8 protein-coding genes are annotated in these 17,205 nt (G+C 42.7%); 7 read left to right on the top strand and 1 reads right to left on the bottom strand.

What is annotated here, in order from left to right; all coding sequences use genetic code 11:
• Nucleotides 1-1,247 (top strand): LPXTG cell wall anchor domain-containing protein (locus O3621_RS06035; protein WP_371513940.1); only part of this gene is annotated, 1,247 nt, incomplete at its 5' end.
• A 346-nt stretch (nucleotides 1,248-1,593) separates the two neighbouring features.
• Nucleotides 1,594-10,209, top strand: coding sequence for a CshA/CshB family fibrillar adhesin-related protein (locus O3621_RS06030; RefSeq protein WP_371513939.1), 8,616 nt, complete (start codon nucleotides 1,594-1,596; stop codon nucleotides 10,207-10,209).
• A 186-nt stretch (nucleotides 10,210-10,395) separates the two neighbouring features.
• Here O3621_RS06030 and fbpA read toward each other — a convergent pair whose 3' ends face one another.
• Entirely contained in the window at nucleotides 10,396-12,045 is a 1,650-nt protein-coding gene (gene fbpA, locus O3621_RS06025; RefSeq protein WP_125410312.1) for an Rqc2 family fibronectin-binding protein FbpA, read from the bottom strand.
• Between the two features lie 158 nt (nucleotides 12,046-12,203).
• Here fbpA and O3621_RS06020 point away from each other — a divergent pair, with 158 nt between their 5' ends.
• From O3621_RS06020 to trpX, 5 genes are all read left to right on the top strand, one after another.
• A complete protein-coding gene (locus O3621_RS06020) occupies nucleotides 12,204-12,764 on the top strand; it encodes an RNA polymerase sigma factor (protein WP_149565677.1) in 561 nt (186 codons plus the stop codon).
• Nucleotides 12,745-13,494, top strand: coding sequence for a beta-carotene 15,15'-monooxygenase (locus O3621_RS06015; protein ID WP_371513936.1), 750 nt, complete (start codon nucleotides 12,745-12,747; stop codon nucleotides 13,492-13,494). The genes O3621_RS06020 and O3621_RS06015 overlap by 20 nt, the downstream gene beginning before the upstream one ends.
• Nucleotides 13,478-14,362: an ABC transporter ATP-binding protein gene (locus O3621_RS06010; protein WP_125410314.1), complete on the top strand. Its 885-nt coding sequence runs from the start codon at nucleotides 13,478-13,480 to the stop codon at nucleotides 14,360-14,362. Before O3621_RS06015 ends, O3621_RS06010 begins: the two co-directional genes overlap by 17 nt.
• Nucleotides 14,346-15,530, top strand: a complete 1,185-nt coding sequence (locus O3621_RS06005) for an ABC transporter permease subunit (RefSeq protein ID WP_125410315.1) — start codon at nucleotides 14,346-14,348, stop codon at nucleotides 15,528-15,530. Before O3621_RS06010 ends, O3621_RS06005 begins: the two co-directional genes overlap by 17 nt.
• Nucleotides 15,531-15,952: 422 nt before the next feature.
• Nucleotides 15,953-16,960: a tryptophan ABC transporter substrate-binding protein gene (gene trpX, locus O3621_RS06000; protein ID WP_125410316.1), complete on the top strand. Its 1,008-nt coding sequence runs from the start codon at nucleotides 15,953-15,955 to the stop codon at nucleotides 16,958-16,960.
• The last annotated feature ends 245 nt before the right edge of the window (nucleotides 16,961-17,205 follow it).

Genomic DNA, 17,205 nt, shown 5'->3' with positions numbered 1-17,205 from the left:
CTACCTTTGAAGATGGAAGCAAGAAGAAGAGCATTCCAGGTCAAGGAACATACACCATCACTCCAGATGGATCAGTGACATTCACCCCAGACAAGCAATTCGTAGGCAAACCAGATCCAATCACTGTGAAACGAGTAGATAAGAATGGTACACCAGTAACGGCTACCTACAGTCCAAAGTTTACCAAGGTAACTCCGACTAGTAAAGATGCTACATCTACAAATATCAAGGGTCATGTTCAAACCGGCAAACCTGTATTTGAAGCAGGTGATCCATTGGTTCCAATTGATGAGACGATTGCACCAAGCTTCGAAGATGGAAGTAAGGAAAAGACCATTCCAGGTGAGGGAACTTACACCATCGCACCAGACGGCACAGTCACTTTCACTCCAGAAGCTGATTTCCTTGGTCAGGGAAGCGGTGTGACCCTTGTCCGTCGTGATAAGAATGGCAGCTCAGTTACGGCTCGCTATATTCCGACCGTGGTTGCACCATCAACCAGTCGGGACAGTGTGTCCAGCGGTCGCAAAGGCCAAGCTCAAACGGGCACTCCAACTTTTGAAGGGGCGATTGACCAGGCAGTAGCACCGACCTTTGTGGATGGCAGCACCGAAATGGTTGTCCCAGGTGAGGGAACTTATCGTTTCACTATGCTGGGAGCAGTGACCTTTGTGCCAGAAGCCGACTTTGTCGGAACTGCTCGTGGAGTTGTCGTGAAGCGTTCAGATATTTATGGCAATGCCGTGACGGCTACTTATACCCCAACTGTTTTGGGAAATACTGATACAGAAGATACCAGCAGCACGGGTCTTAAAGGCCAGCCTCAGACCGGCAAGCCTATCTTTGAAGGAGATGTGGATCCAACCGTTCCGCCAACTTTCGAGGATGGAAGCACCGAAAAGGTTGTTCCAGGCCAAGGAACCTACACGATTGCGCCAGATGGCACCGTGACTTTTGTACCGGAAACGGGCTTTGTCGGTCAAGCAGACGGTGTGACAGTGATTCGCAAAGACCGCAATGGCCAGACGATTTCAGCGGTTTACGTTCCGACTGTGACAGAAGATCCTGTTCAGCCAGAGCGGACGATTACGCCTGCACCGCCGTCTCTTTCTAAGAGTGAGGGTGCAAAAGCTCTTCCTAAGACCGGTACAGAAGAAACCTCATACTTAGCAGCAAGCTTACTTGCGGGAGTATCAGGTTTGGGACTGATTGGTTTAGAGAAGAGAAAGAAAAAGTCTGAAGGCTAAAATTTAAGAATTTGGCTTTCTTAGATATTAAAATAAAAGGGAAAAGATTCGTTAGTGAATCTTTTTTCTTTATATCCAAAGAGAAAAACTCTTAAAAACTTCATAATAATAGCATTTCTAAAATATTAAATATTAAAGTAGAATCTGAAATATCCTTAGATTTATTTAATTTATAAGGATTTTTCTATGGTTTATTTTTTCTTTTGTTTTAAAAAATTAGACTTTAAAGTACTTTATGTCCATTTTTTAAAAAAATTTATATAATTATAGTTATATATATAGCTAACCAAAATGGAATGTTGTATAATAAAACTATTGTAACTAGATGATTATTTAGGAGATTATTATGGGAAAAGATTTATTTAATCCTCACCTGCGTAAGTTTTCGATTCGAAAACTAAACGTCGGTGTTTGTTCTGTGCTCTTGTCAACCCTGCTTCTTTTGGGAGCAGCGGCACAAGTTAGTGCTGACGAAGCTAGTGATTCTGGTGTCCAAAACGAAGTTTCGCAAACAGGAATAGCCGAATCATCAGTGAATTCTGCTGAAACTGTTGCTTCTGAACATATACAAGCAAAAGAAAGTTCAGCACTTGCTTTTGCTACTGAGATTCCTCAATCAGATGATAATCCTAGTCCCAGAAGCTCAGAGTCTGAGAAAGTTGGAGAATCTACTGAATCTACAGCAACTAAACCAGTTGAGAATACTCAACCAATCACTGTTCACCCAGAAATATCTAACGCGGCTGTCGTGGCTGAAAAGTCAGAAGCAATAGCAGATGTATCTCAGCCTAATCGCTCTCGTCGTGTGAGACGGGATGCTACACCTACTGGACAACAGAACAGCGTAACAACAGGAGTTACGATAGGTACTGGACCAGCTGGGGCAGATGATGCTACCTCTACGCCACGAGTACCTAAACCAAGCTTGGAGGAATCTGTCAAGAAAGATAGTACCCAATTAGCCAAACAGATTACTTGGCTTGATTTTTCGGATACTGCAAGTTGGAAAGGATTGGATTCACGAGGCGGACTCCAAGTAGGAACTACCTTCAAAAAGGAAATTTCACCGGGCTATGAAGTAACCCTGACGGTCACTGAGCTTAAACCTTTTAACTCGACTGAAACTTATAGAAAACGGGTTGAAGGAACACCGACAGCAAATACTTATGACCCAAATGCTCAGAATGGATATTTAAAGTCTGCAGCGAAGTATGGCCAAACCCCTCCTTCGGTGACAGGAGCTATTCAGAATCAATGGACTTCCATCCGTGATCAAGGGTTCAATACGCAAGGACGAAAGACCCAGCTGGTTTACCCAGAGAACTCAACCAACTGGGGAGTAAAATTCCAAATTGAAGCTACCTATCTAGGCAAGCGCGTAGCCCCTACGGTGGTTATGGCTGATGGTGAAGACGCCAACCCAGGTGAATTTGCTATCTTCACTACTAACGGAGAAGGATGGGAATATCTCGGTGAATGGAAGAATAAGAGTACTGCCAAAGAAGCCTATACCGTTATTACCAAGCAAATGTTGGATGATGAAAATGTAAAGAGAAGAGGTCTCTTAATCTTAAGAGATACAAGCGTAGACTGGTATAAATACCTCAGTCCGGATACAGTGACAGGTGGCTTGGGGACTCAGGTCTTTGGGCCAAACCGCTCTAACGAACGGACGGTTCCTGTGGTGATGACGCGTGGGGCATCTGAAGTAGGTTTCTATGTAGCATCATCTGGGCAACAGGCTATGATGATGGGATTCTTAGTGGTGGATGGCAGTGATGCGCCAGCGACTTATGGCGAAGCCTTCCATACCATTTCAGGTCGTGATTCTCTGACTGGTAAGTTAATTAATCAGCCTTACTTAGGGACTACTCCAGCAGACATTGATGTTGATACAGCTAATAATTGGGTTCTGGATGATAAAAAGGAACACAAGGACGAGGGGGCAAGCCAATTACTAGCGGACGATCAATTAAGTGCTTCTAATGATTTGCTTGATTTAGACAAAGCAAAAAATGGAACTTACACAATTAAAATCAAAGCTAACCCAAATGGCAATGCTAAATCTTATGTCAAGGCATGGATAGACTTCAATAATGATGGAGTCTTTAATGAAAGCGAAGGTAGCAACCTACAAGAGATTACAGCTGCTGGTGACTATACCTTGACCTTCAATGCCAACCCAAATATTATTGGTGGCCAAGTGGACAAATTGGGTATGCGTTTCCGAATTGCGACTAATAAAGGTGATATTGAACAACCAACCGGTATTGCCTTTAGTGGTGAAGTAGAAGATATGCTCTTACACCGCATTTATCCTCCTAAGGGGGAGAAGCAGACTACGGACGGCTTTACAGGTGAGACTCAAACTGCTGTCCTTCACTTCACACCTAAAGGAACGGATCGCTCAGACGATAGTATCAATGCAGTTATGAGCACCCAAGCGCCTCAGGTTTTGGATAAGCAAGGCCAAGTTCTGACAGCCGTTGATGGCAACTATATTCGTCCAGAAGGGACCTATCGCTTGACCATCAAGGACAATGACGTGCAAGTTGCCTTCACACCAAATGCTGCCTTTTCTGGAACTGCTGACGGAATTAATATTCGTTGGACTGACAGCAATGGCACCTCGACTGGTTGGACTTCGACGGATGCTTCTGACCCTAATAAAAATGATCAGTTGAATAACATGGACGGCCGTTATGTGCCAACAGTCCGTAAGATTCCAAACTACGAATCAAGTGGTCTTCAGGGACTGGAACAAAATAAAACGCTAGTCTTTAATGATGATGATGCGAATACGACCCCTGTCATGCCAGAAGCTACTCGTCCGGCTAGCTTTGTGGATGCGAATGGACGACTGGTAACAGAAAATACGGTGCCTGCCATGGCCAATGGCCAGCAAGTGGGAACCTATGAATTGGATCCAAATACCGGCCAAGTGACCTTCAAGCCTATCAAGACTTTTTATGGCACGCCAGACCCAGTGGTAGTTCAAGTCAGTGATACCGACGGTAAAGCACACCGAGCACGTTATCAACCTAAGGTAACCCAAGTAACGCCAAGAAGTACCAATGCTGAATCAACTGGTCTTCAAGGTCAAGCACAAAGTGGTAAGCCAACTTTCACTGCAGGTGACCAACAAATCCCAATTGACATGAGCAAAGCCATGACTTTTGAAAATGGGACGGATACCTTGGAAATAGCCAATGAAGGAACTTATACTATCAATTCAGATGATACCATTACCTTCAAGCCGCTTAAGCAATTCACTGGCAAGGCGACACCAGTTACGGTTAAACGCGTAGATGCCAACGGCACAGAAGTGACTGCTATCTATACACCTAACGTGACCAAGGTCACACCAACCAGCACATCTGCTACTTCATCAGGTCCTCAAGGGGTGCCACAAACAGGAACGCCGGTCTTCAAGGAAGGCGACCCAGCGGTCCCAATTGACTATAACAAGCAAATGACCTTTGACAATGATCAACCTAAGAAGATTGTTGCGGGCGTGGGAGAATACACCATCAATTCAGATGGATCTATTACCTTTACTCCAGATAAGAAATATGTGGGTACCCCAGCCGCGGTGACGGTCAAACGAGTTGACGAAAATGGCACAGAAGTAAGAGCAACCTATACGCCAACTGTTACCAAGGTAACTCCGACTGGTACTGGTGATAAGACAGAAGGATTGCAAGGTCAGGTTCAAGAAGGTCATGTTATCTTCACCCCAGGTCATGCCTCTGTACCATTCCCAGCTGAAACAACTCCGCTCTTTGACAATGGTTTGACTGTAAAAGAGATTCCAACCGTTGGTAAATTTGAAGTGGATGCTAATGGTAAGGTTACTTTCACGCCAGACAAGCAGTTTAAGGGAACCACTCCTGAGCTGACATTGATTCGAGCAGATGTGAATGGCACTCCTGTTACAGTCAAATACCAAGCAGTGGTGAAAGAAGTGGTTCCTACAGGTATCAATGCGACTAGCACTGGTCTTCAAGGTCTACCACAATCAGGTACACCTACTTTCACTGCGGGTGACAAAGCTGTGCCGATTGATATAGCCCAACCAATGACCTTTGAAGATAATCAAACAACTAAGAAGGTAGACAAGGTCGGTACTTATGTCATTGAGTCAGATGGTTCGATTACTTTCACTCCAGAAAAGCAATATGTGGGCACACCAACACCAGTTACAGTTAAACGTGTAGATACGAATGGCACTGAAGTTACTGCTACTTACACGCCAACGGTAACACGGGTCACACCAACTAGCACCAATGCTGAGTCAACAGGCCTGCAAGGACAACCACAAAGCGGCAAGCCGATCTTTACCCCAGGTGACCAAGCAGTCCCAATCGATATGGCCAAGCCCATGACCTTTGAAAATGGGACTGACACATTGGTAGTAGCTAATCAAGGAACTTATACCATTAATTCAGATGGTTCCATCACCTTTAAGCCAGAGAAGAAATTTACTGGTAAGGCAACACCAGTCACGGTCAAATGTGTAGATGTGAATGGAACCGAAGTAACAGCTAAATACACTCCTACTGTTGAAGAAGTTATTCCAAACGCAACTGGCGATCAGACTGAAGGTCCACAAGGATTGGTTCAGAATGGTAAGATTACTTTTGAAGCCGGAAGACCAGAAGTTGGTTTTTCAGCAGATAATTCCCCAGTTTTTGACACTGGTACTAATGTGAAAGAAATTGAAAATGTTGGCAAGTTTGAAGTGGATATTGATGGTAATATTACCTTTACACCGGTTAAGACATTCGTAGGTAAAACGCCAGAAATTGAAGTCAGTCGTGCAGATGTCAACGGTACCCTTGCTAAGGCAAAATATCAAGCAACAGTAACGGCTGTAAAGCCAACTGGTGTTGGAAACAAGACAGAAGGCCTGCAAGGTCAAGTTCAAGAAGGTAAAGTGACCTTCACCCCAGGGCACGACTCTGTTCCGTTCCCAGAAGATTCGACTCCGCTGTTCGACAATGGTTCTGTAGTGAAAGAAGTACAGAATGTCGGTAAGTTTGAAGTAGATGCAAATGGTAAAGTGACCTTCACGCCAGACAAGCAGTTTAAGGGGGAGACACCAGAACTTGAATTGACTCGCACCGATGCCAATGGTACCCCTGTTACAGTCAAATACCAAGCAGTGGTGAAAGAAGTGATTCCAAGAGGAACCGACGTGACTAGCACAGGTCCTCAGGGCGTTCCGCAAACAGGTAGCCCAAGCTTCCAAGGTGGTGATCCACTTGTTCCGATTGATATGGATTCTCCAATGACATTTGAAGATGGTCAACCTAAGAAGACGGTTCAAGGAGTAGGGGAATATACCATCAACTCAGATGGTACTATCACCTTTACCCCAGACAAACAGTATGTGGGGACCCCAGCTTCAGTTACTGTTAAACGTGTAGATAAAAACGGAACAGAAGTGACTGCTACCTATACGCCAACGGTAACACGGGTAATGCCTACTAGCACCAATGCTGAATCAACCGGCCTTCAAGGTCAACCGCAAAGTGGTAAGCCAACTTTCAGCCCAGGTGACCAAGCAGTTCCAATTGATATGACCAAGCCAATGACCTTTGAAAATGGGACTGATACTTTGGTAGTGGCTAATCAAGGAACTTATACCATTAATTCAGATGGTTCCATTACCTTCACTCCAGATAAGCAATTCACTGGCAAGGCTACACCTGTTAGGGTTAAACGAGTCGATGTTAACGGCACAGAAATAACGGCTACTTATACCCCAGAAGTTACCAAAGTAACCCCAACTGGCACCAATGCTGAATCGACTGGCATTCAAGGTCAACCACAAAAGGGGACGCCTACTTTCACTCCTGGCGACTCTGCTGTTCCGATTGACATGGATAGTCCAATAACCTTCGAAGACGGTCAGTCTAATAAGACCGTTCCAGGAGTAGGGGTATACACAATTAACTCAGATGGTTCTGTCACCTTTACTCCAGAGAAACAGTATATTGGTACACCAACACCAGTGACTGTGAAACGTGTTGATAAGAATGGTACTGAAGTTACTGCTACTTATACACCGACCGTTACCAAGGTAACTCCAATCAGCACCAATGCGACTAGCACAGGTCCTCAAGGTGTCCCTCAAACTGGCATTCCAACCTTTGCGGGTGGTGATCCACTAGTTCCAATTGATGAAACAGTTGAGCCAACTTTCGGAGATGGAAGTAAGGAGAAGACTATTCCAGGTCAAGGAACATACACGATTGCTCCAGATGGCGCAGTGACTTTCACGCCAGACAAGCAATTTGTAGGTAAACCGAATCCAATCTCTGTAAAACGCGTCGATAAGAATGGCACGCCAGTAACCGCAACATACAGTCCAGAGTTCACTAAAGTAATTCCAACTGGTACTGGTGATAAGACAGAAGGCTTGCAAGGTCAGGTTCAAGAAGGTCATGTTATCTTCACTCCAGGCCATGATTCCGTTCCATTCCCAGCAGGCTCAACTCCACTGTTTGATAATGGTTTAGCAGTTAAAGAAGTGCTAAATGTCGGTAAGTTCGAAGTGGATGCAGATGGTAAGGTTACTTTCACTCCAGATAAACAATTCAAGGGTGAAACGCCGGAACTTGAATTAACTCGGACTGATGCTAATGGTACTCCTATCAACGTCAAGTACCAAGCATTGGTGAAGGAAGTGATTCCTACAGGTACCAATGCGACCAGCACTGGTCCTCAGGGTCTTCCGCAAACTGGCACTCCAACTTTTGCGGGTGGTGACCCACTGGTTCCGATTGATGAAACAGTGGAGCCAACCTTCGAAGATGGCAGCAAGAAGAAAACCATTCCAGGTCAAGGAACGTACACCATTACTCCAGATGGCGCAGTGGCCTTCACTCCGGAGAAGAAATTTGTAGGAAAACCAGATCCAGTGACTGTGAAACGTGTTGATAAGAATGGCACCCCTGTGACTGCTTCTTACAGTCCAGAGTTCACTAAGGTTACGCCAACCAGCACCAATGCAACAAGCACCGGTCCTCAAGGTGTCCCTCAAACTGGCACACCGACCTTCGCAGGCGGCGATCCACTGGTTCCAATTGATGGCTCAGTAGAGCCAACCTTCGAAGATGGAAGTAAGGAGAAGAAGATTCCAGGCCAGGGCACTTACACCATCACTCCAGATGGCGCAGTGACTTTCACGCCAGACAAGCAGTTTGTAGGTAAGCCGGATTCAGTAATTGTGAAACGTGTTGACAAGAACGGCACACCAGTGACAGCGACCTACAGTCCAGAGTTTACGAAAGTGATTCCTACAGGAACTGGTGATAAGACAGAAGGCCTGCAGGGTCAGGTTCAAGAAGGAAAAGTCACCTTCACCCCAGGCCATGACTCTGTTCCATTCCCGGCTGGTTCGACTCCGTTATTTGACAATGGTTCTTCTGTCAAAGAAGTACCGAATGTCGGTAAGTTCGAAGTGGATGCAGATGGTAAGGTGACCTTCACACCTGACAAACAATTCAAGGGTGAAACACCAGAACTCGAATTGACTCGTACGGATGCCAATGGTACCCCTGTTACAGTCAAGTACCAAGCGGTAGTGAAAGAAGTGATTCCTACAGCTACCAATGCGACCAGCACTGGTCCTCAGGGTGTTCCACAAACAGGTACTCCAACTTTCCAAGGTGGTGATCCACTGGTTCCAATTGATGACATAGTAGAGCCAACTTTCGAAGATGGAAGTAAGGAGAAAAAGATTCCAGGTCAAGGAACATACACGATTGCTCCAGATGGCGCAGTGACTTTCACCCCAGAGAAGCAATTTGTAGGCAAACCAGATCCAATCACTGTAAAACGTGTTGATAAAAACGGCACACCAGTGACTGCGACTTACAGTCCAAAGTTCGCCAAGGTAACTCCAACTGGTAAAGATGCTTCCTCTACAAATATCAAGGGCCATGTTCAAACTGGCAAACCTATCTTCGAAGCAGGTGATCCATTGGTTCCAATTGATGAGTCAGTCGAGACAACCTTTGAAGACGGAAGCAAGGAGAAGACTATTCTGGGTCAGGGAACTTATACCATCACACCAGACGGTACAGTCACTTTCACTCCAGAAGCTGATTTCCTTGGTCAGGGTACTGGTGTGACTCTTGTACGTCGTGATAAGAACGGTACCTCAGTGACGGCTCGCTATGTTCCAACCGTGGTTGAACCATCAACCAGCAAGGACAGTGTGTCCAGCGGTCGCAAGGGTCAAGCTCAAACGGGAACGCCAACCTTTGAAGGGGCGATTGACCAAGCGGTAGCACCAACCTTTGCGGATGGTAGCACCGAAATGGTTGTCCCAGGAGAAGGAACTTATCGTTTCAATATGCTGGGAGCAGTAACCTTTGCGCCGGAAGCCGACTTTGTCGGAACTGCTCGCGGAGTCGTCGTGAAACGTCTCGATATTTATGGCAATGCCGTGACGGCTACCTATACCCCAACTGTTTTGGGAAGCACTGCCACAGAAGATACCGGCAGCACCGGTCTCAAAGGCCAGCCGCAGACTGGTAAACCAATCTTTGAAGGCGATGTGGATCCAACTGTTCCGCCAACATTCGAGGATGGCAGTACTGAAAAGGTTGTTCCAGGCCAAGGTACTTACACGATTGCGCCAGATGGCACTGTGACCTTTGTACCGGAAACCGGCTTTGTCGGCCAAGCTGACGGCGTGACAGTGATTCGCAAAGACCGTAATGGTCAGACGATTTCAGCGGTTTACGTTCCGACTGTGACAGAAAATCCTGTTCAGCCAGAGCGGACGATTACACCTGCACCGCCATCACTTTCTAAGAGTGCGGGTGCAAAATCCCTTCCTAAGACTGGTACAGAAGAAACCTCCTACTTGGCAGCAAGCTTACTTGCGGGAGTATCAGGTTTAGGACTGTTTGGTTTAGAGAAGAGAAAGAAGAATTCTGAAGACTAACATAGGCTTGAAGAAATTCCGTTAATGAACTAGAAGAATTTCGGCAAAGCGCAAAAACAGGTAGAACTTATGTTCTACCTGTTTTTTTATCAAAAAATTGTTGGGATTGATGGAGATAATAGAAAGTTTCAGCTAGCTAATGACTGTCCTGCTCCTAAGTCTGTTTCATAGTTAAAAAGGGTAATTCTACATTTTCATGCTTTTAATTTTCTCTTCGTCTGGTGTGACGCGCAGGGTTTTCTGGCCCGTATAGGTGACAAACCCTGGCTTACCACCGGTTGGTTTGTTGAGTTTTCTAGTCTCAATCATATCTACTTGGACCAGATTAGAGAGTCTGGCCTTGGAGAAGTAGGCTGCTAACTCGGCAGCGTCTGTCTTGACTTCATCGCTAGGTTGGAGGTTACCAGTAATCACCACATGACTACCTGGAATATCCTTGGCGTGAAACCAAAGCTCGTCCTTCTTGGCCATCTTAAACGTCAGCTCGTCATTTTGTAGATTATTGCGTCCAACTAGGATAATAGTTTGGCCATCTGTTGCCAAATATTTCTCCGGTTTCTGTCTTTTCTGGATTTTCTCTCTTTGGCGTCGGCGGATAAAGCCAGTCTGGATTAGTTCCTCCCGAATTTCTGCAATTTCAGTCAGGCTGGCCTGAGCAAGGGCAGTTTCCACGCTCTCTAGGTAGAGAATCGTAGCCCGAGTCTCCTCAATCAAGCTGGTCAGATGTTTGACGGCTTCCTTGAGCTTCTGGTAACGTTTGAAATAGCGCTGGGCATTTTGGTTGGGGGTTAGGGCCTTGTCAAGCGAGATAATAATCTTCTCACCTGTATAGTAATTATCCAACTCAACCTGGTCCTGATCGTTAGGTACCTGATGGAGAAAGGTAGTTAAGAGCTCCCCTTTTTGACGGAATTCCTCTGCATTCTCCGTTGCTAGAAGTTCTTCCTCTTGCTTGACCAGTTTTTTTCGGTTCTTTTCCAACTCATTTTCTACTCGGCGGATGAGCTCGCTGGCCTGCTGGTTGACCCGATCGCGCTCAGCCTTGTCCTTATAGAAAGTATCTAAAAGCTCGGATAGCGTGGACATTTGGGTCTTGCTGTCGGAAAATAGCAGAGCAGAGAAGGATTTTTCGGTCAGGTTTGGCCGAGTCGGACTGGCAAAAAATGCACGGAAAGTTTTGAGCTTGTCAGCTGTCAGACGGCCACTGAGCTCAGTAGCCGTATCTCGCCCCAATCCCTGAAAAATCTGCTGCAGGCGTTTGGACTCTAAGTCTTCAGTATGAAGTATTTCAAAGAGCTTTTCGTCGCCCACAGTGAAAGGGTTGAGGCTGCCTGTCTGAGGCGGTGCGACATAGGTTGAGCCCGGCAGGATAGTTCGATAGCTATTTTGCGAAAATCCGACGTGTTTAATGGCTTCAATAATCTTACCGCTAGCCTTGTCCAAGAGAATGATATTGCTATGCTTGCCCATGATTTCGATGACCAGAGTCACAGCCACGCTGTCGCCGATTTCGTTCTTATTGGAGACACTGATTTCCAAAATCCGGTCATTCTCTACTTGCTGGATTGATTCAATGACGGCGCCTTGCAGGTATTTGCGCATCACCATGATAAAGGTATTGGGAACAGCTGGATTTTCAAAAGTGGTATCTGTCAGCTGGACGCGCCCAAAGACCGGGTGGGCTGATAGGAGCAGCTTGTGGCTTTTACGGTTGCTGCGAATCTGTAAAACTAGCTCCTGTTCAAAGGGCTGATTAATTTTCTGAATGCGGCCGCCCAGCAATTCGCGGCGCAGCTCCTCTGTCATGTGGTGTAAAAAAAATCCGTCGAAAGACATGCTTTTCTCCTTGAAAGTTGCTACAGAAAATTATAACAAAAAACCAAGCTAAAAGCTTCTAAATTTTTTGAAAAAAATTTTTAAATAAATTAAATGATTTTTATATAAAAATTGTTAATATAGTAGTGAGAAGGAATTTAAATATAGATGGAGCTAGAATGTTTGAAGATTATATTTTAATTCAAAAGATAAAAAATGGAGACCAAAATGCGTGGGAAAGGGTGATTGAGAAGTATTATCACTCTATCTATTTTTACTGTGTACGCAGATGTTATGGTAATGTCCAGTTAGCAGCAGATTTGACGCAAGATATTTTTCTTAAAGTGATAGAAAATATCAAAAACTATCGTTTTACAGGGAAATTTTACAATTATCTCTTCACAATTGCTGTTCATCATTGCAATAACTATTATAAAAAGAAAGAAATAGAAAAAGTTGAATTCAACGAAAGTGTTTTATCTTCTCACGAAAGTGATGGTATGAGAAATTTAGTAGTTAACGAAGAAAATAAGGTAATTCAACACGCCTTAAATCAGTTGTCAAATCCGCAAAGAGAGGCTATTATTTTGAGATATTACCATGATTTAAAGGTTAAGGATATAGCAAAGATTACAGATGTAGGTGTTCCAACTGCACAGTCCCGAATTCATCAAGGGCTTGTAAAACTATCAAAGTTCTTAGATAAAGAGGCATTTACTTATGACGAAAAAAGTTATTGAACGTTTAAAAAATTATCAATTAGAAGTTGATGAATCTAGAAAAAAAGAGATTCTTTTACTCGGTGTTGCTCATCTGAAAAGTCAGAAAAAGAGGATTTCTTATCTGGAATTCGCTCTTTTTACTATTCGGTTTATTAGTTTAAAAACTTGGTTGATTCAGTTCGCAGTATTAGGAATCAGTTTATTAGTTATATTAAACAATCCGCTCGGTCTCGTTTATACTCTAATAAAAAATTTGACAGGATTGCTAATAATCTCTCTACTTTTCTTTATGGAAGAATTATTTAAAAGTTTTACATCTGCAATGTGGGAATTAGAGCAAACTTTCAAGTACGATTTACGCCAGCATGTATTAGTGAAACTCTTTATTTTTGGCTTCATTGATTTTCTGATTGTTCTGAGTTTTTCTATATTAACAAACTTACTCTTCAGATTTTCTTTTTTTAGTATGTTACTGTATTTGTTAGTCCCCTATAATATTGTTTGTATTGTTTTGTTTTATTCTCTCTCTCGTTGGAGAAATTCTGGCAATCATCGTAGTGCATGGTTCGTTTTGGGTATGGCTCTTTCAATTCTATTTGTAGCTTTGAATCTATTCAATCCTTATCGTATGGCTGTTATATATTGGTTCCTAACTTATTTAATGTCTCTTTTGATTCTCGCACTTTTGTTCTTTAAACAATTAAAAAAATTGACAGCAGGAGGAATGTGGAATGGAACTCACTCTTAAAAACATTAAAAAAGAATATGGAAACAAGTTGGTATTAGATTATGTTTCCATTTCATTAAAACCAGGACTTTACGGACTTTTAGGTTCGAATGGATCAGGAAAGACGACGCTTTTTCGGATTATTTGTGGTCTCATGAAGCCTACTCAGGGAGCTGTTTTCTTTAACGGAAAGAATATAGTTAATCAAGCAGAAAATTTTAGAGATATTTTAGGTTTTTTACCTCAGGATTTTCGATATTATCGAGACTTTACTGCTAGAAATTTTCTACTCTATATTGCCTCTTTAAAAGGGTTGAGTCGAAAAAATGCTTCTACAACAAGCGATGAATTATTAGAGTTGGTTGGCTTATCTGCTATCAAAAATAAAAAAATTAGAAAACTTTCTGGTGGAATGAAGCAGAGATTAGGAATTGCACAAGCTCTCTTAAACGATCCTCAAGTCCTTGTGTTAGATGAGCCAACAGTTGGACTAGATCCTAAAGAACGGGTTAAATTCCGAAAGTTATTAAGTAGTTTATCAAAGGAAAAAATCATTCTTTTATCGACCCATATTGTATCAGATGTCGAAAGTATCGCTGACGAAATTTTGATTTTAAAAAATGGGCGTTTACGAGATAGAGGAACGGTTAATCAATTAGTTTCTGAAATATCTGACAAGGTTTGGGAATGTGAAGTAACAGAATGTGAGGCTAATAAATTAGAAGAGACTTTTCTTGTGAGCAATCGCCGCCAGGATGGTCAACATATCGTGATGAGAATTGTTTCTGAACAAGCTCCAATCTCGAAGGCTTCCTTGGTTAGCCCAACTTTAGAAGATTTGTATCTCTATTATTTTAGAGAGGAGATGCAGGATGAAGACACTTACTAGATTTGAATTTCAAAAAATTTTAAAGAACAAAACGATTTTGGGAAGTTTAGTTGCAAGTTTATTTCTACTTGCTGGTATTTTTTTCATAGGCTATCATTATTCTCAGTATCAATTTGCAGCGAGAGATAATGTTGCACATGGCTATTCCAAAGATATTGAACAGAGTTATAGAGGGGAGTTTACAGATGATAAAATTCGAGGGATTATAGCAGACGATCTCAAAAAATTTCAAGAGAGAGAACTTTCTGATGATGGAAGTTGGAAAGAAAAAGGAGAACCTTGGCTTTTTCACCCATTTTATCTCTTTACAGAACAGATAAGCAACGTATTCGTCAAAGATGCTCGTCATCTTTATGAAAAACAGATGGAGCGTGTGAAAAAAGGAAAAATGCTGACGATTGAAGACATAGAAGTACGCAGCATTAAAGACCTTGGTTTTAAAGAGTTTGGTAAACCTCTAAAAATTGGTAATTATGCTCCTTGGCTTGATTTATATAAAGTTCAGGGAAATGTTTCCATTTTAGTTTCTGTTCTAGTCATTTTAGTTTGTTCTCTGATTTTTTCAGACGATAAGGCAAAAAATATGAATCAAGTATTGCTGACAACTAAATATGGACGCGATAGACTAATAAAAGCCAAGATTGGAGTGGCTTTTCTCTTGACTATTGTACTATTTATAGTTTTCCAAATGGTCACTTATTTTGTATTTTCTAGTATGTATGATACTAGTGGATGGAGTTCTAGTATTCAGACTAACTTAGATTTGGGGTTATTCAGTTTTCCATTGGAGTGGAATCATCTACAAGTTTACTTTTGGTTTTTGTGCTTACAATTTACAGGGCTTCTTTTTACAGCGGGAGTAACATTATTGATGTCCTCTCTGCTGAACTCTCCTTTGTCTGTCTTGTCATTTTCTATTAGTCTTTATTTGTTGCCTTATTTTTTAGCTCAGATTTTTCGAGAAGGACTTGCTCAAAAACTACTTTATCTTTTTCCAATCAATCAGCAGTCAGTGGGAAAACTATTAGGACTGTTTGCTTCGAATAAGGAATATTTTTTTCAAGATTTTATCATAAATAGTCTCTTCGTTTTTAGTTTTCTAATCGGTTTGGCTTTTGCATTGAAGATAATATCTTATTTCCATGCTAAAAATTGGAAATTTGCTTGAGTAGTCAAATCTGAACATTTTATAAAAATTTTCAAAAAGGTCTTGACATCCTTTCAGGAAAAACTTAAAATATAGGAAATTGGAAAAGTAGTAGATGTATTTGTTTTTAGCGAGCTTGTGGTTGGTGGAAATGAGCAGCAAATCTTTACGAAATTGGGCTAATGGATAAAATGAATTTGAAACAATAAGAATTCGGTGGGCACACCTTACAGTGCAGCTTGTTTGATGACAAGATAGAGACATGGGGAATATTAGCTATTTTCCATAATTGAGGTGGCACCGCGATTTTCGCCCTCACACAGAGTACCTGTGTGAGGTTTTTTGTTGCTTATTATAAAAAAATAAGGAGAATTGCCTATGTTTAAACGATGGCGTCCCTAGGGATTAATAGAAAATATAAAACATAGAAATGGAGAAAGAACATGAAAAATAAACGATTAGTAACTATCTTAGGCCTTTTGGCCGTTTTGGCAATCGGTGGGATTGTCTATTCCAGCTTGAACAGCAAAGGTAACACCACGAAGACTAACAGTGACAGTCAAACAGTCAAGGTAGGCGTGCTGCAGTATGTCAGCCACCCTTCGCTGGATTTGATTTACAAAGGGATCCAGGATGGTCTGGCTGAGGAAGGCTATAAAGGCGACAAGATTAAGATTGACTTTATGAATGCTGAGGGCGATCAGAGTAAGGTTTCTACTATGAGCAAGCAGCTGGTCTCCAATGACAATGATGTGCTGATTGGGATTGCGACTCCATCTGCACAAGGACTGGCTGCAGCTACTAAGGACAAGCCTATTGTCATGGGAGCTATCACAGATCCAGTCGGAGCAAACCTAGTGAAAAATCTGGACAAGCCAGGGGGCAATATTACTGGTGTCTCTGACCGCAATCCAGCTAAGCAACAGCTAGAGCTGATTAAAAAATTGACCCCAGATGTCAAGACTATCGGTGCGCTCTACTCTAGCAGCGAAGACAACTCTAAAACTCAAGTGGAAGAGTTCAAAAAATTAGCTGAAGAGGCAGGCTACAAGGTAGAGGAATACTCTGTTCCTTCAACCAATGAAATTGCTTCAACCATGAATGTCATGACTGGCAAGGTTGATGCTATATGGATTCCAATTGACAATACCATTGCATCAGCTTTTGCGACAGTTGTGTCCAGCAATAAAGAAGCTAAGAAGCCGATTTATCCAAGTGCGACAGCCATGGTAGAAGAAGGTGGTCTTGCCTCTGTCGTTGTAGACCAGTATGACCTAGGTGTTGCGACTGGTAAAATGGCAGCTAAAGTTCTTAAAGGTGCCAAACCTGCTGACACTGCAGTAGATATTTTCGATACAGGTAAATCTGTCATTAATACAAAAAATGCCAAAGAACTTGGCATTACTGTACCAGAGGATGTTCTGAAAGAAGCAGGACAAGTGATTAAATAGAAAGAAAGGGAGTCTGTTGTTTGACAGACTTCTTTTTCTCGATAGTCTCTTCTTGTAAATTCTTTAACTTAGCTTGCGAAATGTTTAGAAATCTGTTAGAATGAAATATAACTAAATAGCAATCCGCAAGACCAGTAACCTAGGGGAAGTTTAACAGGGAGGGGAGCCAGCGACTGAAAGCTCTCTAGATGAAAGCTAGGCGAATTCACTTGCTCTAGGATTGATAAGTAAGGTCTGGCTTGCCA

The sequence above is a fragment of the Streptococcus sp. 20925_1_22 genome, assembly GCF_041431685.1.
Lineage (GTDB): Bacteria > Bacillota > Bacilli > Lactobacillales > Streptococcaceae > Streptococcus.
The sequence above is the reverse complement of the archived record's forward strand: the minus strand, read 5'-3'. Positions and strand labels throughout refer to the sequence as shown.